Source organism: Bradyrhizobium oropedii (assembly GCF_020889685.1).
In the GTDB taxonomy this organism is placed as follows: Bacteria; Pseudomonadota; Alphaproteobacteria; order Rhizobiales; family Xanthobacteraceae; genus Bradyrhizobium; species Bradyrhizobium oropedii.
In genome coordinates this window covers 21,253-47,830 of the sequence record NZ_JACMYO010000050.1, presented here as the reverse complement: position 1 = coordinate 47,830, position 26,578 = coordinate 21,253, and the positions used below count along the sequence as shown (strand labels likewise).

26 protein-coding genes and 2 pseudogenes are annotated in these 26,578 nt (G+C 64.1%); 12 read left to right on the top strand and 16 right to left on the bottom strand.

What is annotated here, in order from left to right:
• The 6 genes and pseudogenes from H8A95_RS16370 to H8A95_RS16345 all read right to left on the bottom strand — a co-directional run.
• A partial coding sequence (locus H8A95_RS16370; RefSeq protein WP_229184052.1) for a biotin/lipoyl-containing protein occupies window positions 1-293 on the bottom strand: 293 nt, incomplete at its 3' end.
• 2 nt (window positions 294-295) lie between these two features.
• Window positions 296-601 (bottom strand): DUF5076 domain-containing protein, encoded by a 306-nt coding sequence (locus tag H8A95_RS16365; RefSeq protein ID WP_024583574.1) that lies wholly within the window; start codon window positions 599-601, stop codon window positions 296-298.
• Between the two features lie 5 nt (window positions 602-606).
• Window positions 607-1,991 (bottom strand): annotated as a pseudogene (locus H8A95_RS16360) (pyruvate dehydrogenase complex E1 component subunit beta).
• A 45-nt stretch (window positions 1,992-2,036) separates the two neighbouring features.
• Window positions 2,037-3,056 carry a pyruvate dehydrogenase (acetyl-transferring) E1 component subunit alpha gene (gene pdhA / locus H8A95_RS16355; RefSeq protein WP_229184051.1) on the bottom strand — a complete coding sequence of 340 codons (1,020 nt, stop codon included), beginning with the start codon at window positions 3,054-3,056 and terminating at the stop codon, window positions 2,037-2,039.
• Window positions 3,057-3,262: 206 nt separating this feature from the next.
• Entirely contained in the window at window positions 3,263-3,580 is a 318-nt protein-coding gene (locus tag H8A95_RS16350) for an FtsB family cell division protein (RefSeq protein WP_092114550.1), read from the bottom strand.
• A gap of 165 nt (window positions 3,581-3,745) precedes the next feature.
• Window positions 3,746-4,297 carry an NADPH-dependent FMN reductase gene (locus tag H8A95_RS16345; RefSeq protein ID WP_229184050.1) on the bottom strand — a complete coding sequence of 184 codons (552 nt, stop codon included), beginning with the start codon at window positions 4,295-4,297 and terminating at the stop codon, window positions 3,746-3,748.
• Between the two features lie 284 nt (window positions 4,298-4,581).
• Here H8A95_RS16345 and H8A95_RS16340 point away from each other — a divergent pair, with 284 nt between their 5' ends.
• Window positions 4,582-5,697, top strand: coding sequence for a D-alanine--D-alanine ligase family protein (locus H8A95_RS16340; protein ID WP_229184049.1), 1,116 nt, complete (start codon window positions 4,582-4,584; stop codon window positions 5,695-5,697).
• Between the two features lie 28 nt (window positions 5,698-5,725).
• On the opposite strand, the gene H8A95_RS16335 is transcribed toward H8A95_RS16340, so the two are convergent.
• Window positions 5,726-6,865 (bottom strand): zinc-binding dehydrogenase, encoded by a 1,140-nt coding sequence (locus H8A95_RS16335; RefSeq protein ID WP_229184048.1) that lies wholly within the window; start codon window positions 6,863-6,865, stop codon window positions 5,726-5,728.
• A 47-nt stretch (window positions 6,866-6,912) separates the two neighbouring features.
• Complete coding sequence (gene eno / locus H8A95_RS16330; protein ID WP_229184047.1) at window positions 6,913-8,196, bottom strand: phosphopyruvate hydratase; 1,284 nt, start codon at window positions 8,194-8,196, stop codon at window positions 6,913-6,915.
• A gap of 178 nt (window positions 8,197-8,374) precedes the next feature.
• Between eno and queF the strand changes: the two genes are divergently transcribed.
• The 3 genes from queF to H8A95_RS16315 all read left to right on the top strand — a co-directional run bounded on the left by queF (window position 8,375) and on the right by H8A95_RS16315 (window position 10,246).
• A complete protein-coding gene (gene queF / locus H8A95_RS16325) occupies window positions 8,375-8,851 on the top strand; it encodes a preQ(1) synthase (RefSeq protein WP_229184046.1) in 477 nt (158 codons plus the stop codon).
• An 810-nt stretch (window positions 8,852-9,661) separates the two neighbouring features.
• Window positions 9,662-9,835 (top strand): DUF1059 domain-containing protein, encoded by a 174-nt coding sequence (locus H8A95_RS16320; protein WP_456763291.1) that lies wholly within the window; start codon window positions 9,662-9,664, stop codon window positions 9,833-9,835.
• A 114-nt stretch (window positions 9,836-9,949) separates the two neighbouring features.
• Window positions 9,950-10,246: an antibiotic biosynthesis monooxygenase gene (locus H8A95_RS16315; RefSeq protein WP_229184045.1), complete on the top strand. Its 297-nt coding sequence runs from the start codon at window positions 9,950-9,952 to the stop codon at window positions 10,244-10,246.
• A gap of 104 nt (window positions 10,247-10,350) precedes the next feature.
• Here the strand turns inward: H8A95_RS16315 and H8A95_RS16310 are convergent, their stop codons facing one another.
• Window positions 10,351-10,599, bottom strand: coding sequence for a hypothetical protein (locus H8A95_RS16310; RefSeq protein WP_229184044.1), 249 nt, complete (start codon window positions 10,597-10,599; stop codon window positions 10,351-10,353).
• Here H8A95_RS16310 and H8A95_RS16305 point away from each other — a divergent pair.
• Window positions 10,598-13,690, top strand: coding sequence for a hypothetical protein (locus H8A95_RS16305; protein ID WP_229184043.1), 3,093 nt, complete (start codon window positions 10,598-10,600; stop codon window positions 13,688-13,690). The two genes, H8A95_RS16310 and H8A95_RS16305, sit on opposite strands and share 2 nt — an antisense overlap.
• A 49-nt stretch (window positions 13,691-13,739) precedes the next feature.
• On the opposite strand, the gene H8A95_RS16300 is transcribed toward H8A95_RS16305, so the two are convergent.
• Entirely contained in the window at window positions 13,740-14,936 is a 1,197-nt protein-coding gene (locus H8A95_RS16300) for an MFS transporter (protein ID WP_229184042.1), read from the bottom strand.
• A 13-nt stretch (window positions 14,937-14,949) separates the two neighbouring features.
• Window positions 14,950-15,804 carry a 3-deoxy-8-phosphooctulonate synthase gene (kdsA, locus tag H8A95_RS16295; protein ID WP_229184041.1) on the bottom strand — a complete coding sequence of 285 codons (855 nt, stop codon included), beginning with the start codon at window positions 15,802-15,804 and terminating at the stop codon, window positions 14,950-14,952.
• A gap of 168 nt (window positions 15,805-15,972) precedes the next feature.
• Here kdsA and H8A95_RS16290 point away from each other — a divergent pair, with 168 nt between their 5' ends.
• A complete protein-coding gene (locus H8A95_RS16290) occupies window positions 15,973-16,308 on the top strand; it encodes a PAAR domain-containing protein (protein WP_229184040.1) in 336 nt (111 codons plus the stop codon).
• Between the two features lie 71 nt (window positions 16,309-16,379).
• Here H8A95_RS16290 and H8A95_RS16285 read toward each other — a convergent pair whose 3' ends face one another.
• Together H8A95_RS16285 and H8A95_RS16280 are read right to left on the bottom strand one after the other, a co-directional pair.
• On the bottom strand, window positions 16,380-16,607 hold the full coding sequence (locus H8A95_RS16285; protein WP_229184039.1) for a hypothetical protein: 228 nt from the start codon (window positions 16,605-16,607) through the stop codon (window positions 16,380-16,382).
• Between the two features lie 120 nt (window positions 16,608-16,727).
• Entirely contained in the window at window positions 16,728-17,054 is a 327-nt protein-coding gene (locus tag H8A95_RS16280) for an NIPSNAP family protein (protein WP_229184038.1), read from the bottom strand.
• Window positions 17,055-17,226: 172 nt separating this feature from the next.
• On the opposite strand from H8A95_RS16280, the gene H8A95_RS16275 reads away from it, so the two are divergent.
• From H8A95_RS16275 to H8A95_RS16265, 3 genes are all read left to right on the top strand, one after another.
• A complete protein-coding gene (locus tag H8A95_RS16275) occupies window positions 17,227-17,901 on the top strand; it encodes a response regulator transcription factor (RefSeq protein WP_163162119.1) in 675 nt (224 codons plus the stop codon).
• Window positions 17,898-19,277, top strand: a complete 1,380-nt coding sequence (locus tag H8A95_RS16270) for a sensor histidine kinase (protein WP_229184037.1) — start codon at window positions 17,898-17,900, stop codon at window positions 19,275-19,277. Before H8A95_RS16275 ends, H8A95_RS16270 begins: the two co-directional genes overlap by 4 nt.
• Before the next feature lie 200 nt (window positions 19,278-19,477).
• Window positions 19,478-20,143: a class I SAM-dependent methyltransferase gene (locus H8A95_RS16265; RefSeq protein ID WP_229184036.1), complete on the top strand. Its 666-nt coding sequence runs from the start codon at window positions 19,478-19,480 to the stop codon at window positions 20,141-20,143.
• 20 nt (window positions 20,144-20,163) lie between these two features.
• Here H8A95_RS16265 and H8A95_RS16260 read toward each other — a convergent pair whose 3' ends face one another.
• Together H8A95_RS16260 and secG are read right to left on the bottom strand one after the other, a co-directional pair.
• The gene (locus H8A95_RS16260; protein ID WP_092114569.1) at window positions 20,164-21,795 is read right to left on the bottom strand and encodes a CTP synthase; all 1,632 of its coding nucleotides are present in this window, start codon (window positions 21,793-21,795) and stop codon (window positions 20,164-20,166) included.
• A gap of 167 nt (window positions 21,796-21,962) precedes the next feature.
• Window positions 21,963-22,355: a preprotein translocase subunit SecG gene (gene secG, locus H8A95_RS16255; RefSeq protein ID WP_229184035.1), complete on the bottom strand. Its 393-nt coding sequence runs from the start codon at window positions 22,353-22,355 to the stop codon at window positions 21,963-21,965.
• 205 nt (window positions 22,356-22,560) lie between these two features.
• Between secG and H8A95_RS16250 the strand changes: the two genes are divergently transcribed.
• The gene (locus tag H8A95_RS16250) at window positions 22,561-23,127 is read left to right on the top strand and encodes a helix-turn-helix domain-containing protein (RefSeq protein WP_229184034.1); all 567 of its coding nucleotides are present in this window, start codon (window positions 22,561-22,563) and stop codon (window positions 23,125-23,127) included.
• A 4-nt stretch (window positions 23,128-23,131) separates the two neighbouring features.
• On the top strand, window positions 23,132-23,662 hold the full coding sequence (locus tag H8A95_RS16245) for a GNAT family N-acetyltransferase (RefSeq protein ID WP_229184033.1): 531 nt from the start codon (window positions 23,132-23,134) through the stop codon (window positions 23,660-23,662).
• Here H8A95_RS16245 and tpiA read toward each other — a convergent pair.
• Window positions 23,659-24,411, bottom strand: a complete 753-nt coding sequence (tpiA, locus tag H8A95_RS16240; protein WP_229184032.1) for a triose-phosphate isomerase — start codon at window positions 24,409-24,411, stop codon at window positions 23,659-23,661. The two genes, H8A95_RS16245 and tpiA, sit on opposite strands and share 4 nt — an antisense overlap.
• A 253-nt stretch (window positions 24,412-24,664) precedes the next feature.
• Between tpiA and H8A95_RS16235 the strand changes: the two are divergent.
• A pseudogene (locus tag H8A95_RS16235) lies at window positions 24,665-26,564 on the top strand (peptidylprolyl isomerase).
• The last annotated feature ends 14 nt before the right edge of the window (window positions 26,565-26,578 follow it).

The window sequence follows — 26,578 nt, the reverse complement described above, 5'->3', positions numbered from 1 at the left end:
GCCGCCGGTGCCGCGCCCGCTCCGGCGCTGGCTGCCGCCTTCACATCCTCGCCGTCGCCGGCCATGACCGCGATGACGTCGTTGACCGGCACGTCCTGCGTGCCCTCGGGCACCAGGATCCTGGCGATCGTGCCTTCATCGACCGCCTCGACTTCCATCGTCGCCTTGTCGGTCTCGATCTCCGCGATCACGTCGCCGGACTTGACCTTGTCGCCCTCTTTCTTGAGCCACTTGGCGAGGTTGCCCTTTTCCATCGTCGGCGACAGCGCGGGCATGAGAATATTGATCGGCATTGTCAGTGACCTTGTTGCGACCGCGGTTTGGTTTGGCCCATGTCGGTCGGCCGGGCGATTTCGGCTTCGAACATCTCGACGATGCGCGCGAGCGCCTCGTCTTCGGTGTATTCGCTCTCGCGCGAATAGGCACGCGCAGCGTGACGGGCGATGTCGACGAGCATCAGCCCCCACATGTCCGGCTCCTCGAAGGCGCGCTGGAACGCGATCGACAGGCCGCCGTCGACGACAAAGGCGCGCAGCACCTCGATGGCGTCGTCGCGGCCCATCACGTCAGGCGGCAGCGGCTGCTCCTTGGGACCGGCCATCGGCGTTACCGGTAGGACACGGCCTTGGCGGCTGCGACCACCTCGGCGACGGAGGGCAGAGCGAGCTTTTCGAGGTTGGCCGCGTAAGGCATCGGCACGTCCTTGCCCGAGACGCGCGCAACCGGCGCATCGAGATAGTCGAAGGCGTGCTCCATGATGCGCGCCGCGACCTCGGAGCCGACACCGCTCTGCTGCCAGCCCTCCTCCACCGTGACCGCACGGCCGGTCTTCTTCACCGAGTTGATGATGGTCTCGGTATCCATCGGACGGATGGTGCGGAGATCGATCACTTCGGCCTCGACGCCCTCCTTGGCGAGCTCGTCGGCAGCCTTCAGCGCATAAGACATGCCCATCGCCCAGGAGACGATGGTGACGTCCTTGCCGGCCCGCGCAATGCGCGCCTTGCCGATCGGCACCACGAAATCGTCGAGCTTCGGTATCTCGCCGGTGTGGCCGTACAGCATCTCGTTCTCGAGGAACACCACCGGATTGGGATCGCGGATCGCGGCCTTGAGCAGGCCCTTGTAGTCGGAGGCCGAATACGGCGCGACCACCTTCAGGCCCGGCACCTGCGAGTACCAGGCGGCGTAGTCCTGGCTGTGCTGGGCGGCGACGCGCGCGCGGCACCGTTCGGGCCGCGGAACACGATCGAGCAGCCCATCTGGCCGCCCGACATATAGAGCGTCTTGGCCGCGGAGTTGATGATCTGGTCGATCGCCTGCATCGCGAAATTCCAGGTCATGAACTCGACGATCGGCTTCAGCCCGGCCATCGCCGCGCCGACGCCGACGCCGGCAAAGCCGTGCTCGGTGATCGGCGTATCGATCACGCGCCGGGCGCCGAACTCCTGCAACAGGCCCTGCGTCACCTTGTAGGCGCCCTGATACTCGGCGACCTCCTCGCCCATGATGAAGACGTCGCCGTCGCGGCGCATCTCCTCGGCCATCGCATCGCGCAGCGCCTCACGAATGGTCTGCGTGACCATCTCGGTGCCCGCAGGGATTTCCGGATCGGGCAGCGCTTCGCTGACCGGTGCGGCCGGCACCTTCGCCGCGGGCTGCGGCGCTTCCGCCTTTGCATCTCCCTTGGCCTCGGCAGCCTTCGGCGCCGGCGCGGCGGGCACCTTGGCAAGGTCGGCGGCGCTTTCGCCGTCGGCAAGGATGGTCGCGATCGGCGTGTTGACAAGGACGTCGGCGGTGCCTTCCGGAATCAGGATCTTGCCGAGCGTGCCCTCGTCGGTTGCCTCGACCTCCATCGTCGCCTTGTCGGTCTCGATCTCGGCGATGACGTCACCGGACTTGATGGTCTCGCCTTCCTTTTTCAGCCATTTGGCGAGGTTGCCCTTCTCCATGGTGGGCGACAGCGCAGGCATCAGCACTTGAATGGGCATATCGGCTCCCGAAATCGGTCTTGAAATTCGTCTGCGCGGGTGGGGTCAGCGGTAGATGTCGGTGTAGAGCTCGGCCGCATCGGGCTCCGGATCGTGCTGCGCGAAGTCGGCGGCTTCGTTGACGATCTCGCGCACTTCGGCGTCGATCGCCTTGAGGTCCTGCTCGCTCACGCCGTCGGCCAGCAATCGGTTGCGCACCTGCTCGATCGGGTCCTGGTCGTGGCGAACCTTTTCGACTTCCTCACGCGTCCGGTACTTCGCGGGATCGGACATCGAGTGACCGCGGTAACGATAGGTCTGCATCTCCAGGATGATCGGACCGTTGCCGCCGCGGCACCAGGCCGTGGCCTCATCGGCGGCGGCCTTGACTGCGCGCACGTCCATGCCGTCGACCTGCTTGCCTGGAATGTTGAAGGAGACGCCGCGCTTGGAGAAGTCCTGCTGGGCCGACGCGCGCGACACCGAGGTGCCCATCGCATACCGATTGTTCTCGATCACGTAGATCACCGGCAGCTTCCACAGCTCTGCCATGTTGAAGCTCTCGTAGACCTGGCCCTGGTTCGCCGCGCCGTCGCCGAAATAGGTCACGCTGACGTTATCGTTGCCGCGATAGCGATTGGCGAACGCCAGGCCGGTGCCGAGCGACACCTGCGCGCCCACGATTCCGTGACCGCCGTAGAAATGCTTCTCCTTGCTGAACATGTGCATGGAGCCGCCCTTGCCGCGGGAATAGCCGCCGCGCCGGCCGGTCAGTTCGGCCATCACGCCGCGGGATTCCATCCCGCAGGCCAGCATGTGGCCGTGGTCGCGGTAGCCGGTTATGACCTCGTCGCCCTGCTTCAGCGCCATCTGCATGCCGACCACGACCGCTTCCTGGCCGATATAGAGATGGCAGAAACCGCCGATCGCACCCATGCCGTAGAGCTGACCGGCCTTCTCCTCGAAGCGCCGGATCAGCAGCATGTCCCGCAGTGCCTTGAGCTCCTGCTCCCTGCTGAATTCGGGAGGAGAGCCCGCCTTCTCCTGCCCTGATTCTTTTGCGACGGTTTTCTTGGGTGTGGCCATGGCAATTCCGGGTGAGAGAAGTCGAAGAACCCTCTCTAACCCAACTCAAATCACCTTGGAAGGATTGCATTCGCCGGATGGAATTTTGCTATGCCGCACTGCAACGCGGCGCGACATTTTTGTGATGTTGATCGATCAATTTTGAAATTTGAAGAACGGGCGCGAGTTAATTTCGGACAAGCGCTGTCCAAAAATCACTGCCGGTGTCAGTTCGCCTTGTTGATCCGAACCAGATCGCGCGGATTGGCGTAGTCGAGCTGAAAGCGCGCACGCTCGTCCAGCATATCAGGGTCGACCCGGTCCGACCGCAGCAGCGACACCCGCTGCTCGCCCTCGGCTCGTTCCTTCTTCAGCCGCGCCAGCTCCGAAGTCAGCGCGATAATTTCCTGGTCGAGCTCCTGCCGCGCGTTCAGGCCGTATTTGCCGGTATAGGCGTTGACGCCGAAATAGCCGACCATCAGCGCCGCCAGCGTGTAGAGGGCGAGCCCGGTCAGAATCGATTTGAGGCGTGTGCGGGAAACCATGGCCGCGAAGATGCGGCCATGCGGTTAACGGAGTGCTAAACCAGAGCGTTTTCGAGCGAAGCCTGTCCCGGACTTGATCCGGGATGGATAGCGATTCGCGCGCAGAAACCCGTCAAAACAACAAGCCTGGAGCCCCGCTCCGATCCATCGGAACGGGGCGCCGGGTCAGCCGTTCTGCTTTTCGACGAAGGCGGCGAAGGCGGCGAGGTACTGCTGCAACACCGTCTTGAGCGCTTCCTTGGTCAGTTCGCCCTTGTCGTCGAAGGCATCGCCGACGCCGTTGAGATAGGTTTCCGGCTGACCGAGGATCGGGCCGGAAATGCCCGGCAGGATGTTCTGCAGGTGCTTCGCCGCGCTGACGCCGCCGAGCGGACCCGGCGAGTTGGAGATGATGCCGACCGGCTTGCCGATGAATGAACTCTTGCCATAGGGCCGCGAGGCGACGTCGATCGCGTTCTTCAGCACGCCCGGAACCGAGCGGTTGTATTCGGGGGTCACGAACAGCACGCCGTTCGACTTCTGCAGCTTCTCGCGAAAGGCCAGCCAGTCCGCCGGCGGCGCCGCCTCGAGGTCCTGGTTGAAGAAGGAAATGCCCTCGAGGGTCGTCACATCGAGCTTCAGCGAGGCCGGCGCGAGCTTGGCCAGCGCATTGGCGATCTTGAGCGAGAAGCTCTGCTTGCGGATGCTGCCGACAATGGTGACGATGTTATAGGCCATTGCAAAATTCCCCTCGGGTTGCGCGTAAGACTGGTGCACTTCACCTACCGGCACGCCAAGAAAGATGCAAGTGCATGGAACGTCTAATTCCGGAAACGCAGCGTTCGCGAATTTTGGACGAACGGCCCTGAGGCCCACTGCTCAGGCGCTGTCAGCTCGCCGCGGGGAGAACGCCATTCCGCCCGAAAGCTGCGTCGGGCGCTACCGGCGGCAAATTGTCGACACGTTCCTCGAAACATACTGCACCGATTCCACGCAGCATCGAGCCGACCGAAGAGCAGCTGATGGCAGAGCGCAAGATCCGGATTGCAATCCTGTTCGGCGGGCGATCGGCCGAACATGACGTCTCGCGGGCGTCGGCCGCCAATGTGCTTCGCTCGCTCGACCCGGATCGCTATGACGCCACGGCGATCGGCGTCACCCGCGACGGCCGCTGGGTTGTCACCGATGCGGGAAACGGCGCCGGCACCGGCAGCGGCGCGCTGATCATTCCGGACCAGGCACCGCAACTCGCTTTGCTGCCTGGCGGGCAGGGCCGCGTCGTGGTGCTTCAGGGACCGCCGGCGGCGCCAGCGGAATTGCCGGCGTTCGATGTCGTCTTCCCGGTCCTGCATGGCCCGAACGGCGAGGACGGCACGGTGCAGGGCGCGATGGAGCTGTCCGACGTGGCTTATGTCGGCTCGCGCGTGATGGGCTCGGCGGCCGGAATGGACAAGGACGTCGCCAAGCGGCTGATGCGCGAGGCAGGATTGCCGATCGTCCCCTTTGTCGCGATGTCGACCGCAGCACCCATCAGCTATGACGACGCCGTCGGCGCGCTCGGATCGCCGGAGGTCTTCGTCAAGCCCGCCAACATGGGATCGTCGGTCGGCGTGTCTAAGGCGCGCACCGCAGAGGAGTTCGAGGCCGGTTGCAGATTGGCGTTCCGCTTCGACACCAAAATCCTGATCGAGCGCTGCGTCGCGCCGATCCGCGAGGTCGAGTGCTCCGTGCTCGAGGATGCCGCAGGCCGCATCCGCGCCTCGCAGCTCGGAGAGATCGTTCCCTCCGACAAGCACGGCTTCTACTCCTACGACGCGAAATATCTCGATGCGGATGGCGCGCGGCTTCAGGTGCCCGCGAACGTCCCCACGGCCGTCGCCGATCGCATCCGGGAGCTCGCGATCAAGACGTTCGGCGTGCTCGGCTGCGAAGGCATGGCACGGATCGACTTCTTCCTCCATGGCGAGCAGGCGTTCGTCAATGAGGCGAACACCCTGCCCGGCTTCACCAACATCAGCATGTATCCGCGGCTATGGGAGGCCAGCGGCCTGCCGCAATCCGAGCTGATGGATGTCCTGATCCGCCATGCCCTGGAGCGTCACAAGCGCTCCAGGAAGCTGGCATTCGAGCGCGAATAGAGCGCTTTCGAGCGAAGTGGCCGCGCGGTTACGCGCCCTTGTTCGGGTTGATCAGGAATTTTTCTCCGGTCGCACGCTTGCCGTAGACGGCGATGTTGTCGAGCTGCAAGGTCTCCTGCAACGAGACCACCTTGGTGTAGTGGCTCGCGAAGGTCGTCTTCAACTCGGCCACTACGCGCTGGCGCAGCTTGTTGCCCGCCTCCGGACCGATCTTCATCAGGAACGGGAACAGCAGCCAGCCGCCGACGCCCCACGCCATGCCGAAGCCGCGCGGCAGCTCGATCGAGCGGTTGTCGAGGCTGCCGTAGACGTAGACCTGCTTGTGCACATTCGAGCCGTAACGGCTATAGGCCTTGGCGGTCTTGTTGATCGCGGTCTCCATCGCGACCAGGATCTGGCCCGCGAGCTTGCCGCCGCCGATCGCATCGAAGGCAATGGTCGCGCCCGTCTCGACCAGCGCGTTGGTCAGCTTGTCCATGAAATCGGGCGCGCTGGAATCGACGACATGCCTGGCGCCGATCTTGTGCAGGATGCCGGCCTGCTCCTCGTTGCGCACGATGTTGACGAGGCCGATGCCGTCCTTGAGGCAGATCTTGTTGAGCATCTGGCCGAGGTTGGACGCCGCCGCGGTGTGCACCAGCGCCTTGTGTCCCTCGCGCCGCATCGTCTCGGTCATGCCGAGCGCGGTCAGCGGATTGACGAAGCAGGAGGCGCCTTCCGCCGGTGTGATGCCCTCGGGCAGCGGCAGGCATTCGTTGACCCGCAACGTACGGTATTGTGCATACATCGCACCACCGATCATCGCGACCGTCCGGCCCATCAGCGCTTTCGCGGCGTCCGACGAACCGGTCCTGATCACGACGCCGGCACCTTCATTGCCGACCGGCATCGACTCGTCGAGCCGCGCGGCCATGCCGGCCAACGCCGCGTCCGGCACGCGCGCGGTCACGACAGGCAAGTCCTTGCTGCCGGAGACCTTTGCGGCCGACATGTCGGCCGGGCCGACCAAGAGACCGAGGTCGGACGGATTGATCGGGGTCGCCTCGACCCGGACCACGACCTCGTCGGGTCCGGGCTCGGGGGTCGGGACATTGACCAGCGACAATTCCAGCTCGCCATTCTTCTTGAGCAGCGAACGCAGTTGCAGACCGCTCTTGCCGTCGCTCATCCCGACCTCCCTTTTTTGCGTTTGTTCAGTCCCGATCAGTTGGGGCGTTACGCCAGTGCCTTCAAGGCCGCCCTGCCGGCGTATTTCGCCTGCGTGCCGAGCTGCTGTTCGATGCGCAGCAGCTGGTTGTACTTGGCGGTGCGGTCGGAACGCGCCAGCGAGCCGGTCTTGATCTGCCCGCAATTGGTGGCGACCGCGAGATCGGAGATGGTGGAGTCCTCGGTCTCGCCGGAGCGGTGCGACATCACGGCGGTGTAGCCGGCCTTGTAGGCCATCTCGATCGCCGCCAGCGTCTCGGTCAGCGTGCCGATCTGGTTGACCTTGACCAGGATCGAATTGCCGCGGCCGTTCTTGATGCCGTCGGCGAGCCGGGTGACGTTGGTGACGAACAAATCGTCGCCGACCAGCTGGCATTTCTTGCCGATCGCATCCGTCAGCTCCTTCCAGCCGTCCATGTCGTCCTCCGACATGCCGTCCTCGATGGTGACGATCGGATAGCGGCCGACGAGATCGGCGAGGTACTTTACCTGCTCCGAACGCGAGCGGGTCTTGTTCTCGCCGCCGTAGACGTAGGCGCCTTCCTTGAAGAATTCGGTGGAGGCGCAGTCGAGGCCGAGCACGACGTCGTCACCCGCCTTGTAGCCGGCCTTGCCGATCGCGTTCATGACGAACTCGAGCGCGGCGTCGGCCGACGGCAGGTTCGGCGCGAAGCCGCCCTCGTCGCCGACATTGGTGTTGTGACCGGCTTTCTTCAATTCGCCGCGCAGCGTGTGGAAGATCTCCGAACCGCAACGCAGCGCCTCGGCGAACGAGGTGGCGCCGACCGGCAGGATCATGAATTCCTGGAAGTCGATCGGATTGTCGGCATGCACGCCGCCATTGATGATGTTCATCATCGGCACCGGCAGCGTCCGCGCCGAGGTGCCGCCGACATAGCGATACAGCGGCATGTCGAAGGATTCGGCGGCGGCCTTGGCGCAGGCCAGCGAGACGCCGAGGATGGCGTTGGCGCCCAGCCTGCTCTTGTTCGGCGTGCCGTCGAGCTCGATCATGATCTGGTCGATCGCGACCTGCTCCTCGACCGGCTGATCGGCGAGCGCCTCGAAGATCTCACCGTTGACGGCGGCGACCGCCTTCTCGACGCCCTTGCCGAGATAGCGCGACTTGTCGCCATCGCGCAGTTCCACCGCCTCATGGGCGCCGGTGGAGGCGCCCGACGGCACCGCCGCGCGACCGATCGACCCATCCTCCAGCACCACATCGACCTCGACCGTGGGGTTGCCGCGGCTATCCAGGATTTCGCGGCCGATGATGTCGACGATGTCAGTCATGAGAACCTCTTATGGGCAGTGAGGGGGGCGGATGGCGGTGCTTCTACCGCAATGCATCGAGGGGGAAAAGGCCGGGTCACGGTCCCCCGCATTGCCGTTCTTTGCATGGGGTTGATTTGCAGGAAAACCGGTTTCCACTTTTCCGGATCATGCTCTATGAGACCTCACGGAGACCCGAATGGCAAAGAAATCCAGCAAATCAACGACCTCCCCCGGCCTGCAACTCGGCCGTGCGGTGGAATGGCCCGACACGCCGGAAAAGGCGCAGCTCGACCGCGTGCCCAATCCGCAGGCTGGTACCGATTATCTGGTCCGCTTCACGGTGCCGGAATTCACCTCAATCTGCCCGGTGACGGGCCAACCGGATTTCGCGCATCTGGTGATCGACTATGTGCCGGGCCGCTGGCTCCTGGAATCCAAATCGCTGAAACTGTTCGCCGCGAGCTTCCGCAACCATGGCGCCTTCCATGAGGACTGCACGGTCATGATCGGCAAGCGGATATCAGACGAGATCAAGCCGAAATGGCTGCGCATCGGCGGCTACTGGTATCCGCGCGGCGGCATCCCGATCGATGTGTTCTTCCAGACCGGCCGGCTGCCGAAGGGGGTCTGGGTTCCCGATCAGGGCGTCGCGACGTATCGCGGGCGGGGCTAGGTCAGGCAGCCAAGATTCGCGACGCGAAGCGGCCTTGCTAATAGGACCACTCTATGACGCGAGATAACGAGGCGATTGAACGGGTCCGATCTGATGGTCGGCAAAAGACCTTTGCCATTAGCTCAGACAGGGAACTTAAGATTGCCTTCCTGATCCGCGGTGATGATTGGCGTCCTCTCAGGGCGCCGTGGTGGCGGGGGAAAGATGTCTCGATTATTGGCGCAGACCTCGATGGCAACTTCATCCTTCGCCATTGTGATGGCTCGGTGCGATTGTGGGATCATTCAAAGCAGGCGGACGAAATTCTAGCGTCCGGTGTAGTGGATTTTTGCAGGCGTCTGGGGCCGCCATTCCAAGCTCGGCCATAACGAAATTCAAACTCGGCTCGCGCACGCAACTTGACCCGCCGGCTGCCGAAGGGACTCTGGGTTCCCGATCAGGGCGTCGCAACTTATCGCGGGCGGGGCTAGGTCGGGCCCCCGTCAGTTCGCCACGTCTGCTGATCCTCGGAAACCGGCGCAGAAGCCGACATGCATGTCGGCCTTGGGTCCAGGAACTGACGTGGCGCTCCCTTCGATGTGTGATATGTTCGATAATGGCTGCTCCGATAATGGCTGCGCCAATGTGGCCGAAGCGACCACGATCGAAGGCGAATGACACGCTCGTTATAGGCGGCGCGTAAGCTGGCCGGCCATGAGCCATCATTTGAATAAATCAGGCATAGTGAGCAGACGCGGGCATTATCGTGAGTGGGAGTAGTTCAGCACGGCGAATAGTATACTCGTATTGACGGAGGCAGATTTGGGTAGAATGTTTTTGGATTGCCGAGATTACCCAAGTGAAATGAACTGCACGATCGCGATTTCAGCTGATACTCAAAAGGAACTTCTGGAAGCGGCGGTACAACACGCTGTCGCGGTGCATGGCCATCACGATAGCCCGGAATTGCGCCATGAACTGGCGAAGATGATAAAGACCCAGTAGGCAGGCCAATGGGCCTGTGACCGCCACGAAGCGGAATTGAATGCATGCGCTTTCAACTTGCGCGACCCACGTAAGCGCGCTTCCTCTAGCGTCTCAGTGCTTTAGGAGAAGACGGTGACCGCTTTCAATGCTGTGCGTTTTCGAGTGAAGCCGGGGCGCGATCAAGAGTTCTTGGACGCTCACAAGACAATTGGAGCAACTTGGCCGGGTTTATTGCATGCCAACATCATCAAAACCGGTGACCGCTCCTACTGCATTATCGCCGAGTGGCAAGATAAGGACGCGTGCATCGAGGCTCGGCCAGCTATGATTTCCATTCTAAATTCTTTTCGCGACACGCTCGAAGACCTCGGCAACGGTCTCGGCGTGACCGATCCGGTTGCGGGTCCGATCATCTTATCTTTGAAATAGCCGTTGCGGAAATGAGCGGGCCGAGATGACCTGAGGGATCGCCAGGGCTCGACGTCTGGCCGCGCGTCGGCATCGGCCGGACGCCGCAGCTTCAGGATTCTCGCTCAGATGCAGCCGAGCACGACCATCGCGGCGGCCGAGACCAGCGTCTCTTGCCGTGCTGATTTCGCAGCAACACTTTCGTGATGCGCGCGGAACACGCGCGAAAGCGCTTGAGCCATCGGGACGACTCGCAATCGCGAAAAGGTTCCACCATCGTTGGAAAAATTCGCGCGGCCAATCGTCACACAGGCGTCGTCCACCCAGCGTTTCCTCCTGTTTCCAAAGATTGCAAACACATGGAGGATCGACATGGTCACGATCAGCGGGATGAAGACGTTCGCGTCGGGGACGACGATTGGCGCGACGGCTCCGGATTCCATCACGACAGCGAACGGGACGATCTTCGTCGAATACGGCAATGGCGCAGACTCGACCGGTGCCGGTGGCTCGAGCACAATCGTACAGTACAACAAGAACGGCAGCGTCGAGCACAGCTATGCGATCGCAGGTTCCGTCGATGGCTTGAAATACAACCCGTACACCGGCGAGATCTGGGCGCTGCAGAACCAGGATGGAAACTCCACGCTCACCCTGATCGATCCCCTCACCCACAAGGTGACCGGCCCGTTGAGCTTTGCCAATCCATCCGCAACGCGCGGCTATGACGACGTCGTGTTCAAGGGCGACAAGGTGTTCCTGAGCTACACCAATCCGAACGGCAGCGGCGATCCGACGCTTGTCGAACTGCTCAATGGCGACCATCCGAGCGGGACATTGCTGACGGCGACAATCCTCGCCGACGGTGCCACGGGCTTCAACACGGTCACCGGCGCGACCGAAGTCGTGCCGCAATCCGATCCGGATTCGCTCAAGCTCGCGCCCAATGGCGACCTGATCTTCACTGACGGTGCCGACGGCACCATCATCGATGTTCAGCATCCCGGGACCAGCAGCCAAGCGATCGCGTTCACGACAATCAAGGGAATCCCTGCCGGCTCCGTCGGCAAAGCCGGCCTCGATGACGTGATCAAGCCCGGTGCGACCGCGGGCACGTTCTACCTGACCGATACGAAATCGGGGGACGTCTACTCGTTCCACGCGAGCGGCCTCAACACCAACGACTACTACGCCTCGGTTGCGAGCCTCGGCGGTTTCGGCCAGGTCGATCCGACCACCGGCGTCTTCACGCCGCTCGTGACAGGCGCGAACTTTGCCGCCGCGCACGGCCTGACCTTCGTTCCCGACAAGAATGCCCCGCCGATGGCTCATGTCGATTCGGTCAAGACATTTGCCGCTCACCCGAATGGGGTGACCGGACTGGATTCGATCACCCTCGCAAACAAGTACGTGTTCGTGGAATACGGCAACGGCGTCGACTCGACGGGCGTCGTGCCGGGCAACAGCACGATCATCCAGTACGACCGCGCGGGACACTTCGTGCATGCCTACTCGATCGCGGGATCGGTCGATGGGCTGAAGTACAACCCCGAGACCGGAATGGTCTGGGCGCTGCAAAACCAGGACGGGCACTCGTCGCTGTCTCTGATCGATCCCAACACGCAAACGGTCACAGCGCATTTCAACTACGCCAACCCGTCGGCCTCGCGCGGCTATGACGACGTCGTGTTCAAGGGCAACGAGGTGTTCCTCAGCTACACGAATCCGACCGGCAACGGCGATCCGACTATCGTGAAGCTGCTGAACGGCACCAACCCGGAGCCTGGCGACCTGCTCACCACCGCCCCCGTGCTGCTCGACGGCGCCATCGGCTACGACACCGTGACGGGCAAGATGGAGGCGGTACCGCAGAGCGATCCGGATTCGCTGAAGCTTGCCGCCAACGGCGATCTGATCTTCTCGAGCAACGCCGACGGCGCGATCATCGATATCCAGAATCCGGGGACCTCCAGTCAGGCCATCGCCTTCACCCCGATCCAGGGCATTCCCGCCAGTTCGGTCGGGAACGCCGGCCTGGATGACGTGATCAAGCCGACCGCGACGTCGGGAACGTTCTACATTTCGGACGCAAAGGACGGCCACGTCTTGGCGGTGCACGCCAGCGGCCTCAATCCCAACGACTACTATGCCTCGGTCGGCTCGCTCGGGGCGTTCGGCCAAGTCGACGAGAACACCGGTATCTTCACCTCGCTGGTGTCAAGCGAGAATGCCCCGGGCTTCAGCTTCGGTTCGCCGCACGGCGTTGTGTTCGTTCCCGACAAGAACGCGGCGCCATTTCCTGAGATCGGCACGGTCAAGACCTTCCATGCCCCGGCCGACGGTTCGACCCAGCCTGATTCCGTCACGACCGCACACGGCTCGACCTTTGTCGAATATGGCAACGGCGCAGATTCGACTGGCGCCGGAGGCTCGAGCACAATCGTGCAATACGACAAACATGGCAGTGTAGAATATACATATTCGATCGCGGGATCGGTCGATGGCCTGAAATACAATCCCACGACCGGCGATATCTGGGCGCTGCAGAACCAGGACGGCAATCCCACCCTGACGCTGATCAATCCGGAGACGCATGCCGTCTCCGCGCCGCTCAGCTACGCCGATTCGAGTGCGAGCCGCGGCTATGACGATGTGGTGTTCAAGGGCGACAAGGTGTTCCTGAGCTACACCAACCCGGTCAATCCCGGCGACGCCACCGTGGTCCAGCTCGACAACGGCGATCATCCGTCGGGCACGCTGACCACCAAGCCCATCCTCGAATTTGGCGCCACCGGGCTGGACACCGTGACCGGCAAGATGGAGGTGGTGCCACAGAACGATCCAGACTCGCTGAAACTCGCGCCGAATGGCGACCTGTTGCTGTCGAGCGGCGACGACGGGACCATCATCGATATCAAGAACCCCGGTACGACCCACCAATCGGTGTCGTTCACGCCGATTGCAGGCGTCGGCGCCAAGGCGGGCCTTGACGATGTCATCAAAGCCGGTGCCACGTCAGGTACGTTCACGTTGACCGATACGGCCACCGACAAGGTCTACTCGTTTCACGCGACCGGCCTGAACACCGACGATTACTACGCCTCGGTCGGCAGCCTGAAGGGGTTCGGCCAGGTGGACCCGACGACGGGTGCCTTCACGCCGTTGCTGTCAGCCGACAATGCACCTGGCTTCAACTTCAGCTCCCCGCACGGCGTCAGCTTCACGCCCGATCCGTCTCCCGCGGCCGGTCATGTCGTTGCATCGATGCAGGGCGACGGCTTCGTGTTCCCCAGCGGTGGTGGCGCCGCAGTCAACGCCCCTCCGCCAATCTCCGTCGATGGTCCTTCGCATGCAGAGCAGCTTGCGCAACTCGCTTCAGACGTCTCGCATAACAGTTCGGATTGGCTGCATGAGAATGCGATGGTGTACGTCGCGATGGGGCACGATGCCTTCCATCTGACGTAGCGATCGCGTGACCCGAAATGGTGCTGCGAGGACGCCCTCGCAGCCGCGCTCAGGAGCCTGCATGCGCGTCGGCGGGTGCGCGCTCCCTGAGGAATCTCGCGCAGATAAATCCGAGCACGACCATCACGGCGGCAGCCGAGACCAGCGTTGCGGTCTTGCCGGCGTGTTGCAGGCCGAAGCCGTAGGCGATCGGGCCGACGGTCTGGCCCATGAAGAAGAAGAACGAGTGCAGCGACAGCGCGGTGGCGCGCGCCTCGACCGACAGCTCGCTGGCGAACACCTGCAAGCAGCCGTGGATCATGTAGAAGCCGAGGCCCATCACCAGGAGGCCCGCCATCTGCAGCTTCCAGTGCGGCCCGAAGGCGACGCCGACGAGTTGGATGGCGACCAGCGTCGCGCCAACGATCATCATCCCCCTCACCCCGATCAACGGCAAAAGGCGCGCCACCGTCAGCGTGTAGAGCAGGCCGCCGATCGCAAAGCCCGCGATCACGATGCCGGCGATCGACAGCGAGGTCTCGCCGAGCTCGAACAGGAACGAGGCGATGAAGGGGAACAGCCCGAGCACGCAGCAGCCTTCGACGAAGACGGCCGAATAGCAGATGCGCGCGTTCGGGTTGGTGAAGATGGTGCGATAGCCGTGGCGCAGTGCCCTCAGGCTGGTGCGCGGCGGACGGTTCAACTCAGCGCCGCGGAAGCCGGCCGCAACCGCGACCGCGACGATGATGACGAGACCGCCGAGCACCGCGAGCACACCGCGCCAGCCGAGCAGATCGCCGATCAGGCCGGAGGCCGTGGCGCCGAGCAAATTGCCGGTCATCGAGCCCGCCAGCGTTCGGCCGATCGCGAGCTGCCGCTTGTCAGCGCCGACGAGGTCGCTGGTCAGCGACAGCGCCACCGGAAACACGCCGCCCGAGCCGATACCGGCCAGGATGCGGGTCACGAACAGCATCGGAAACGAGGTCGAGAGTGCGCCGAGGATGTTGGCAACGCCGAGCAGCCCGAGGCAGATCGTCATCAGCCGCGCCTTGCCGAACAAATCGGCAGCCGCGCCGATCGCCGGCTGAATCGCGGCAAAGGTGAAGGCGAATACCGCGGCAAAGCTCGCCGCGGTCGCGATGCTGACGCCGAAATCCTCCGCGACATGCGGCAGCACCGGATCGAGCGCGCGCACCGACAGGCTCGCCGCGAAGGTCGCCAGCGTGATGACGTTGAGGGCCGGCGGCATGCCGCTCTTTGCGGTCATGTCGTTCCGCCGGTCAGGCTGCCGTCTTGGCGAGCGCGTCGAACTGCATCAGCCGCTTGACGAGGGATTCGAAGTCGCGGAGCGGCACCATGTTGGGGCCATCGGACGGCGCATGATCCGGATCCGGATGGGTCTCGATAAACACACCGGCGACGCCGACCGCGACCGCAGCCCGCGCCAGCACCGGCACGAATTCGCGCTCGCCGCCCGACGAAGTGCCCTTGCCGCCCGGCTGCTGCACCGAATGGGTGGCGTCGAAGATCACAGGCGCGCCGGTGGTGCGCGAAAGGATCGGCAGCGCGCGCATGTCCGAGACCAGCGTGTTGTAGCCGAACGACGCGCCACGCTCGGTGACCAGCACATTGGCGTTGCCGGCGCCGGTGATCTTGCTCACCACATTGGCCATGTCCCACGGCGCCAGAAACTGGCCCTTCTTGACGTTGACGGCCTTGCCGGTGGCGGCCGCGGCCAGCAGCAGATCGGTCTGCCGGCACAGGAAGGCCGGGATCTGGAGCACGTCGACGGCCTGCGCTGCTTCGGCGCACTGGTCGGGTTCATGCACGTCGGTCAGCACGGGCAGCCCGAGCGAAGAACGGATCTCGGCGAAGATCGGCAGCGCCTGCTTCAGCCCGATGCCGCGCGCGGCCGACGCGCTGGTGCGGTTCGCCTTGTCGAACGAGGTCTTGTAGACCAGACCGATCTTGAGCCGGGCCGCGATCTCCTTCAGCGCAGAAGCCACTTCAAGCGCGTGCGCGCGGCTCTCGAGCTGGCAGGGACCGGCGATGATCGAGATCGGCAAGGCGTTGCCGAATTTGGCCGATCCGACGGCAACGATCGGCGCGGCTTGCGCGGAAACCTGATTGGTCAAAATGCTGCATCCTTCTGGCCTGCGACCATGCAATCCCGCGCGGGAGGGATCAAGCCATCCTGCACGATGAGGGGGTTGCGCTGACGCCGTGGGTGCGCCGTGCTATCACAATCCTGCCCCAACCGCCCCTATAGACTGCCGGGGAACAGATTCCCAATGAGGAACGACATGCGCTCTTCGCCTGTGATCATAGCCGTGGCCGCCCTGTCGGCGATGCCGGGCCTCGCCTTTGGCCAGACCAGCAACCAGCCCGGCGTCGTCACCAGCGGCGCCACCGGCGTCACCATCAACGGCAAGCCGGCCGCGCGCAGCGGCGACACCACCAGCAATGGCGGCCCCCTGGTCGAAGGCGTGCCCAATGTCCTGATCAACGGCAAGCCAGCGGTCGTGATCGGTGACCGCACGCATTGCGGCGGCAAGGCGGCCTCCGGCGCCAATGGCGTCTTCATCAACGGCAAGCCGATGGTCCGCGAAGGCGATCAGACCTCGGGCTGCGCGAACTAGGGTCCGGACTGATCACGCAGCGGGACAGCAAGAGCTTGCGGCGCGGAAGTACGAGGGCGGCCCCCTGGCGATCATTCGTCACTGTGCCTTGGCCAAGGCCCACCATTTTCGGTCAGGATGTTTGATCGCGCGGCGTCCAGCAGTGAGGCGTAGTTTGACTTGAACGAGGTCACTTCGGATCGCTCGAGCGAGCAGTAGAAGCTGTTCAATGCCCAGATTTCGGCATCGTGGAGGCCCAGATCGACCAAGCGCCTGCCCTTCTCATCCTCAATGAGCCTGCCCAACAGATCAACGAGCACCAACCGAGCGTCGTCAGACAGTGTGATGGGTCGCTCGGGGGCTTCCCCCGATATCGGATTTGGCAATCTCGCCTCCGTTGCTGGAAGCGACAACCAATAGCTGGTCGTCGCCCCAATGCATCACTTGACGGCTGAGAACGACGTCGGCACCAGGAGCTGGTTTTCGATGGTGAGAACGATCTGGCCGTCCTCCTCGGTCTTGGCGCGCGCGGCGATCCATTCCGGATCGGTCACGAACGCGGTCCACTTCTTCTCGCGCTCGGCGAGAGATTCCCAGGCCAGCAGGTAAGTCAGATCCTGGTTGGATTCGCCGACCAGCGTCGTGAAGAAGCCGGCCTGCTTGATGCCGTGCTTGTCCCAGAGCTTCAGCGTGACGGTCTCGAAGCGCTTCAGCAGCGCCGGCAGCCGGCCCGGCAGGCAGCGATAGACGCGGGTCTCGTAGATCATTGGCGGTCCTTCCCGGATTTTGCTTGGCGGGCCGTTATAGCCAGCGGGTTCCGGACTGTCTTGAGGGGACGACGACATGGCACCTCTGCTCGCGGCAGGCGGCCATTTCCGCAATGTTGTTGCAATGTTACTTGCCCTACAACCGGCTGTTCGGGATCTGGACCCAAAGCACATGCGGATACTGCTGGTTGAAGACGAGCCGGAAATGGCTGCGGCGCTGTCGCAGGCGCTGAAGGGCTACGACATGGTCGTCGACCATGTGCCGAGCCTTGCCGAGGCCGAGGAAGCGATCTCCGCCGACGTGCATGGAGCCGTCCTGCTCGACCGCCAGCTTCCTGACGGCGACGGCCTCACGCTGATCCCGAAACTGCGCGCCAAGGCGGATGGCGTTCCGATCATCGTGCTGACCGCGCGTGGCGACCTCGCGGACCGCATCACCGGCCTCGACAGCGGAGCCGACGACTATCTGGCCAAGCCGTTCGCGGTCGAGGAGCTGCTGGCGCGGCTGCGCGCCGTGCTGCGCCGCCCCGCCGGCATGCAGCTCGACATCATCAAGGCCGGCCGCATGGCGTTCGATTGCAGCCATCGCGAGGCCAGCATCGACGGCCGCCCGCTCGACCTGCCGCGGCGCGAACTCCTGGTGCTGGAGACGCTACTGCGCCGCATGGGCCGTACCGTGCTGCGCGCGACGCTCGAAGACGCCGTCTACAATTTCGAGGACGAGATCCAGTCGAACGCGCTCGACGCCCACGTCTCGCGGCTCAGGCGCAAGCTTGCCGAGTCGGACGCCGGAATCGAGATCCACAGCATCCGCGGCGTCGGTTACCTGCTGAAGCAGGTGTCATGAGCGAACAGGCCGATCACTACTGCCTGCGGTCGCAACTGAGCTGGCGCCTGGTCGCGTTGCAGGCGGTGTTGCTGACGGGACTCGTGCTCACTGTGCTTGGCGCGCTGTGGGCTTCGGGTTTCCTGCTGGTCAATCGGGATGAAGAACGCGTCATCGACGTCGTGCAATCGGCCATCATGCGCAACGCGCAACGCGAACTCGTGTTGCGTCCGACCGACGATCTCAACAAGCTACGCGCCGAGATTCCCGATCTCTGGTTCGCCGTGCGGGACCGCGAGGGGCACACGCTCACCGAAGGCGAGGTGCCGCCCGATTTCGCACGGATCGGCAATGCTCTCGACCATATCAGCCAGGCGCGGCTCGGCTATCAGATGCTGGAGGACAGCCCAGGCAAGCCGGCGGCGCGGCTGAAGCGCGTCAACACCGATGCCGGCAACGTCCAGATTATGACCGCGACGCAAGGCCGGATGACCGGGACCAAGGCGCTGTTGGTGATGACGCTGACGTGCCTGGGCAGCACCCTGCCCGGCCTGTTGCTGATGGCATGTGCCACCTTCATCGCGACGCCGATGGTGGTGCGGCGCGCCTTTGCGGGCATCGATTCCGCGGCGCATGAGGCGCGCCGGATCGACTTCCGCCAGCGCGGCAGCCGGCTGTCGGCCGACCATCTGCCGCTCGAAGTCGCCCCACTCGTGACCGCCGTCAATGACGCGCTGAAGCGGCTCGACGACGGCTACTCGCGCCATCAGCGCTTCGTAGCCGACGCTGCGCACGAATTGCGCACGCCGATCGCGATCCTCAACACAAGGCTGGAGTCCCTGCCGGCGGGGCCCGAGAAAACGCGGCTGCTCGAAGATTCCGCCCGGCTTGCAACATTGGCCGAGCAGCTGCTCGACATCCAGCGCTTCGACCAGTGCCGCAACCCGTTTGGGCGCGTCGATCTGGTCGCGGTCGCGCGCACGGTCGCCGCCGATCTCGCGCCGCTGGCGATCGCGGCCGGCTATGAATTGTCGCTCGATGCAGCAACCGATCGGGTCGAAACATCAGGCGACCGCGCCGCGCTGGAGCGTGCGCTGACCAACCTCGTGCAGAACGCCATCCAGCATGGCGGCCGGCGCGGCACCATCACGATCCGTGTTGGCAGCGCCCCGACGATCGACGTGATGGATGAAGGCGACGGCATTCCCAAGGATCAGCGCACGCGGATCTTCGATCCGTTCTACCGGCTCGCACCGCTCGACCGCGGCGCCGGCCTCGGGCTCAACATGGTGCGCGAGATCGCAAGGCTGCATGGCGGTCACGTCTCCGTGCTCGACGGACCGAAGGGCGGCGCGTGCTTCCGTCTCACGTTGCCGCCGGCGCCGTACGTTTCGTGATGCGAGCGCGTGTCGAGCGAAGCGGGAAACGGTACGCGTGAAGAAAACGCATCACGACTAGAATCCAGCGCGACGTTCCGATTCAATCGGAACGGGACTCCAGCAACATTGCGCAATGTTGTCGCAATGCAGACCCCGCAAAGAAGAGATCGCGCTACGCAATCGAGTCGAGGCGCGACGACACTTTGCTGGGAATCCCAATGTCACATGATCTCCTGTCTTTCTTCACGGCGTGGATGGCGGCCCCCGGCCGCGTCGGCGCCATCGCACCGTCGGGCGCTGCGCTCGCCGAACTGATCACACGCGACATCACCGCCAACACCGGTCCGGTCCTCGAGCTCGGCCCAGGTACCGGCGCCTTCACCTATCAGCTGTTGAAGCGCGGCGTGCGGCAGCAGGATCTCACACTGATCGAGTACGGTTCGGATTTCATGCGGCTGTTGCAGCTGCGTTTTCCCGGCGCGCGCGTGCTGTGGATGGACGCCGCGCGGCTGGCCTCGGAACGGCTTTACGACGGCGCGCCGGTCGGCGCGGTCGTCAGCGGACTGCCGCTGCTCAACATGTCACCGCGCAAGGTCATATCGATCGTCAGTGGCGCATTCAGCTACATGCGTCCCGGCGGCGCGTTCTATCAATTCACCTACGGCATGCGCTGCCCGGTGCGGCGGCCGATCCTCGACCGCCTCGGGCTGCGCGCCACGCTGGTCGACCGCGCCATCCTCAACGTGCCGCCCGCCGCGGTCTACCGGCTGACGCGACGCCCGCAACACAAGCTGATGACGCGCGACGTCACGCCGGCGGCCGGTTCGAACGTCTCACCGATCAAGAAAGAACGCCTGGCCAGCGAGGACTGTGCCGCCGTGTAGCGGCACAGCCGACGGCCGCTTTACATCAGACGGCTCTGCTTCGCCGCCGCCTCGATGAACGACGCGAACAGCGGATGCGGCTCGAAGGGCCGCGACTTCAGCTCGGGATGGAACTGGACGCCGATGAACCAGGGGTGGTCCTCATACTCGACGATTTCCGGCAGCACGCCGTCGGGCGACATGCCGGAGAAGCGCAGACCATGCTGCTCGAGGCGATCCTTGTAGGCGGTGTTGACCTCGTAGCGATGGCGATGCCGCTCGGAGATCTCGGTCGCGCCGCCATAGACCTGGGAGACGCGGCTGCCGCGGTTGAGCGCCGCGGGATAGGCGCCGAGCCGCATGGTGCCGCCGAGGTCGCCGCTCTGCGAACGCTTCTCGAGCTCGTTGCCGCGCAGCCATTCCGTCATCAGGCCGACCAGCGGCTCCTTGGTCGGGCCGAACTCGGTCGAGTTGGCCTCTTCGATGCCGACCAGATTGCGCGCCGCCTCGATCACGGCCATCTGCATGCCGAAGCAGATGCCGAAATACGGCACGTCGCGCTCACGCGCGAACTGCGCCGCGCGGATCTTGCCCTCGGCGCCACGCTGGCCGAAGCCGCCGGGCACCAGGATGCCGTTGACGTGCTCGAGGAAGGGCGCCGGGTCTTCGTTCTCGAACACCTCGCTCTCGATCCAGTCGAGATTGACCTTCACCTTGTTGGCGATGCCGCCATGGGAGAGCGCCTCGATCAGCGATTTGTAGGCGTCCTTCATGCCGGTGTATTTGCCGACGATCGCGATCGTCACCGCGCCTTCCGGATTGCGGACGCGCTCGTTGATCACGTTCCAGCTCTGCAGCGCCGGCGGAATCTTTGCGGTGATGCCGAACGCAGCCAGCACCTCGTCGTCGAGGCCGGCGGCGTGATAGGCCTCCGGCACGGCGTAGATGTTGTCGACGTCGCGCGCCTCGATCACGGCGCTCTCGCGCACGTTACAGAACAGGCCGAGCTTGCGCCGCTCTTCCTTGGGGATTTCGCGGTCGGTGCGGCACAGCAGGATATCCGGCTGAATGCCGATCGAGCGCAGCTCCTTCACCGAATGCTGCGTCGGCTTTGTCTTGAGTTCGCCGGCACTTGGAATGTACGGCAGAAGTGTCAGATGAATGTAGACGGCATGATCGCGCGGCAGCTCGTTCTTGAGCTGGCGGATCGCCTCGAAGAACGGCAGGCCCTCGATGTCGCCGACGGTGCCGCCGATCTCGACCAGCACGAAATCGTAGTCGTCGTTACCCGACAGCACGAATTCCTTGATCGCGTTGGTGACGTGCGGGACCACCTGGATCGTCGCGCCGAGATAGTCGCCGCGGCGTTCCTTGGTGATGATGTCCTGGTAGATGCGCCCGGTCGTGATGTTGTCGGCCTTGGTGGCCGGACGACCGGTGAAACGCTCGTAATGGCCGAGATCGAGGTCGGTCTCGGCGCCGTCGTCGGTCACGAACACTTCGCCGTGCTGATACGGCGACATCGTTCCGGGATCGAGGTTGAGATAGGGATCGAGCTTGCGAAGGCGGACTTTGTAGCCCCGGGCCTGCAGCAAAGCGCCGAGCGCCGCTGATGCAAGACCTTTTCCGAGCGAGGAGACCACGCCGCCGGTGATGAATATGTACCGCGCCATGGGACTTTACCTTTAAGCCGACTCCACCGATTCGCAAAACGAATCGGCTGTTCCCGGCAAACAATCCACCGGGCTGTGGGTTACGTTAAATTGGAAGCGATTTCAGAGCATTAATGGGGGTTTTGGATGCAGGATACCAGCGCCGTATCCTGCATGGCCATCCTGCTTTATTGCGACCGTGGCGCCTGCGGACCGCTCGGCGCCTGCTGGCCCTGCTGCTCGTCGGACTTCTTCAGCGAATCGAGGATGCCACCGGAGGTCGGGGGCGTCAGCGGGGTACCGCCGGCCGGCTGGGTCTGCTGCGCCGGCGCGCCGGTGCCGATGATCGAGCTCGGCTTGCGGTCGTAGCCCGCGTACCAGGACAGGAACAGGCTGGTCACGAAGAAGCCGACCGCGAGGATCGCCGTGGTCCGGGTCAGCAGATTCGCCGTGCCGCGGCTCGACATGAAGCCGGCGCCACCACCCATACCGAGGCCGCCGCCTTCGGACTTCTGCAGCAGCACCGCGCCGATCATGACGCTGACGATCATGAGGTGAATAATGATAACGACAGTCTGCATCGCAAGCCTTCCGTCACAAGCCGCCAAGCGGCCAGACAAACGGCGCTATCGGCTTTGCGGGTTTCGTGAAAGTCGCGCCCTGTTACACGATTGCACCGGGCATTGTCACCCCCGAGATAGTCGCAGCGCGCATGATGGCAAGCGGCCTGCATCACCACCGCCTGGGCACTTGAACGAGGCCGTGATTTTCTACTAAAGTAGACAAATGGATATTTTAGTAGACGACCTCACCCAACGCCTGGCGCAACGGATTCGGCTGGAACGCGACCAACGCGGCTGGTCGCTCGCAGATCTCGCCAAAACGTCCGACGTCTCCAAGGCCACCATCAGCAAGATCGAGCGCGCCGAGGTCAGCCCCACCGCGGCCGTGCTGGTCCGCATTGCCTCAGCCTTCGATCTCACCTTGGCCGGGCTGATGCTGCGCGTCGAGGGGCCGAACGAGCGGGTGTCACGCGCCGCCAGGCAGCCGGTTTGGCGCGATCCTGAAACCGGCTATCTGCGCCGCCAGGTGTTCAGCAGCCCAGATCATCCGGTCGAGTTGGTGCGGGTCGAGCTGCCGCCAAAGCAGACGGTGACGCTGCCCGCCTCTTCCTACGCCCATATCCGCCAACTGGTCTGGGTCTTGAGCGGCAGCCTCGTCATCACCGAAGGCAGTGCGCGCCATGAACTCGCCGCCGGCGATTGCCTCGGCTTCGGTCCGCCGGCGGAAACGACCTTCGCCAACGAGAGCAATACCGCCTGTATCTACGTCGTGACGCTGGCGCGGAGCTGAATGCATGTCGCACTTTGTCATCAAGCCGCTCGAGGATGCGCCTGAGATTCGCAGCGCGCTCAGCGAACTCCTGATTGAGACCGTCGCCAGCGGCGGCTCCGTGAGCTTCATGCATCCATTGGCGCTGAATGACGCCGAGGCGTTCTGGCAGGACTCGCTTGGCGCCGCGGCCCGCGGTGAGCGAATCGTACTCGGCGCATTCGACGGCGACAATCTGATCGGCACCGTGACGCTGCTGCTCAAGCTGCCGCCGAACCAGCCGCATCGCGCGGAGATCGCCAAGATGATGACGCGCCTCAGCCATCGCCATCGCGGCGTCGCGACCGCCTTGCTGCGCGCCGCCGAGGCGCTTGCGATCGCGCACGGACGCGCGTTGCTGGTGCTCGACACCGCCGTCGACGACGGCGCCGCGCCGCTCTACGAGAGATCAGGCTTTCAGCTCAGCGGCATCATCCCGGATTACGCACTGAAGCCGCACGGCGGCCTCACCGGGACGATGATCTACTGGAAGCGGATCGGCGCGGCGGCCGCCTAGCAGCCCGCGGCGATCGCCAGGAAGTCGGACGCCTTCAGGCTGGCGCCGCCGACCAGCGCGCCGTTGACATTGGCGACCGCCATCAGCTCGGCTGCGTTCGACGGCTTGACCGAGCCGCCATACAGGATCCTGATCCTGTTTCCCTCGGCCTTGAAGCGATCGGTGAGCTGACCTCGGATAAACCGATGAACTTCCTCGACATCCTTGGCTGTCGGGGTCAGGCCGGTGCCGATCGCCCAGACCGGCTCATAGGCCACCACTAGGTTGGCTGCGGTCGAACCGTCGGGCAGTGAGCCCGCAAGCTGGGTGCCGCAGACATCGAGCGTCTTGCCGGCATCGCGCTGCTCGCGCGTCTCGCCGATGCAGACGATCGCGGTCAATCCGGCGCGCCAGACGGCCTCCGCCTTCTGCCGAATCAACGCGTCGGTCTCGCCATGGTCGGCGCGCCGCTCGGAGTGGCCGACGATGATCGCGACCGCGCCAAGGTCTTTGAACATCTCCGCCGAGAGGTCGCCGGTGTGGGCACCCGATGCCTTCGGGTGGCAGTCCTGGGCGCCGACGGCGACCTTCGAGCCGCGTGCCTTGTCGGCAAAGGCCTCGACCAATGTCGCCGGCGGACAGACCAGGAGATCCGCCTTGGCAGCGACGTCGCCGGCGCCCGCCAGCATTGCGTCGAACTCGGCAAAAGAGGATTTCAGGCCGTTCATTTTCCAGTTGCCGGCGATCAGCGGCCGGATGGCGTCGGTCATGTCGGATTTCCCATCGTTCGAGCGTGCCCCTGCGCTATCAGAGCCGGGCGGCGACTTCCAGAGCACCGGATCACGCCGGCCGCGCGGCGTCTTACCGCTTCAATCCGCCCCCTCACCCATGGTTGCGGGCGCGCGTCGGCCACTTTATAAGCGTTTTCAATTCGGTGACGCCCCTGCTGCCGGACAAAAAGTCCTGACTTTTGGTCCCACTTGGGCACGACCCGGTTCCCCTCCTGTAAAACAAGTTGGACCCATGCTTCGAGGAATGCGGAAAGCCTCATCAAACTGGCTCGGCAAGACGATTATGGCCGTGGTGATGGGCGTTTTGATCGTCAGTTTCGGAATTTGGGGCATTGCCGACATCTTCAAGGGGTTTGGCCAGTCGACCTTCGCCAAGGTCGGCGGGACCGAGATTTCGGCCGAGCAGTTCCGCCAGATCTACACCGACCGGTTGCAGCAGCTCGGCCGCCAGTTCGGCCGCCCGCTGACCCCGGATCAGGCGCGCCTTCGGGATTGACCGCCAGGTGCTGCAGCAGACGCTCGCGGAGGCCGCACTCGACGAGGAGGCGCGCCGCATGGGCCTCAACCAGTCCGACGCCGAGGTGCTGCGCACGATCTACAACGACCCGAACTTCAAGGGCCTCAACGGTCAGTTCGACCCGCAGCGCTTCCAGTCCGTGATCCGCAACTTTGGCTACACCGAAGGCCGCTACATCGCCGAGCAGCGCCGCGTCGGCCTGCGGCGGCAGATCGCCGGCACCGTCTCGTCCGGGATCGAGCCGACCAAATCGATGGTCGAGGCGCTGACCCGTTTCCAGAACGAGCAGCGCTCGATCGACTACGTCACCCTCGGCGCTGCACAGGCCGGCACCATCGATCCGCCCTCGCCCGAGGCGCTCGCCGCCTATTTCGAGGACCACAAGGTTCAATTCCGTGCGCCCGAATACCGCAAGATCGCCTTCGTCGCGATCACGCCCGAGGAAATCGGCAAGTGGGAAACGGTGTCGGATGAGGATGCCAGGAAGCTCTTCGAAGAGCGCAAGGACCGGCTCAGCACGCCGGAAAAACGTGAGGTATCGCAGATCGTATTCCCGGACGCCGGTGAGGCGCAGGCTGCCCGCGCCCGCATCGCGTCGGGCACCTCGTTCGACGACATTGCCAAGGAGCGCAAGCTCAATCCGGCCGACGTCAATCTCGGTCTGGTCGCAAAGTCGGCGATCCTCGATCCGGCGGTTGGCGATGCCGCCTTCGCGCTGCCCACAGGCGAAGTCAGCCAGCCGGTCCAGGGCCGCTTTGGCATCGCGCTGGTCAAGGTCGGCAAGATCGAGCCCGGCGTGACCCCGACCTATGAGAGCCTCGCCCAGCAGGTGAAGAACGAGATCGCATCCGAGCGCGCCCGCACCAAGGTCGCCGAGCTGCGCGACAAGATGGAAGACGAGCGCGGCGGCGGCTCCAGCGTCATCGATGCGGCACAGAAGCTGAAACTGACCGCCGTCACGATCGACGCGGTCGACCGCTCGGGGCGTCTGCCGAACGGCCAGGTCGCGTCCAACATTCCGCGCGGCCTCGACGTGGTGTCGCAGGCCTTCAACAGCGACGTCGGCGTCGACAACGACCCGATCCAGTTCAACAACGGCTATGTCTGGTACGACGTGCTCGGCATCACGCCGTCGCGCGAGCGCACCCTCGACGAGGTCCGCGACCAGGTCGAGGCCAAATGGCGCGAGGACCAAGTCTCCGCCAAGCTGCGCGCCAAGGCGACCGAGATCGTGCAGAAGCTCGATGGCGGTGCCAAGCTCGCCGACGAGGCCACCGCGGCCGGCGTCAAGGTGGAGACCGCGGCGAACTTCCGCCGCGAGGCAACCCTGCCGAACGTGCCGGCCGGCGTGATCGCAGCCGCCTTCCGCACCGCCAAGGACAGCGACGGACAGACGTCCGTCGCCGGCGGCAGCCAGTGGGTCGTGTTCCGCGTCACCGGCGTGACGGTGCCCCCGGTCGACTTTGCCTCCAACGAGGTCAAGCAGCTCACCGAGGCGCTGCGGCGCTCGTTGAGCGACGAGCAGGTCGCGCAATATGTCTCGAAGATCGAGTCCGACATCGGCGTGACCGTCAACCAGGCAGCCTTCGCACAGGTGACAGGCGCAAATAATTGAGCATGATCCCGGTG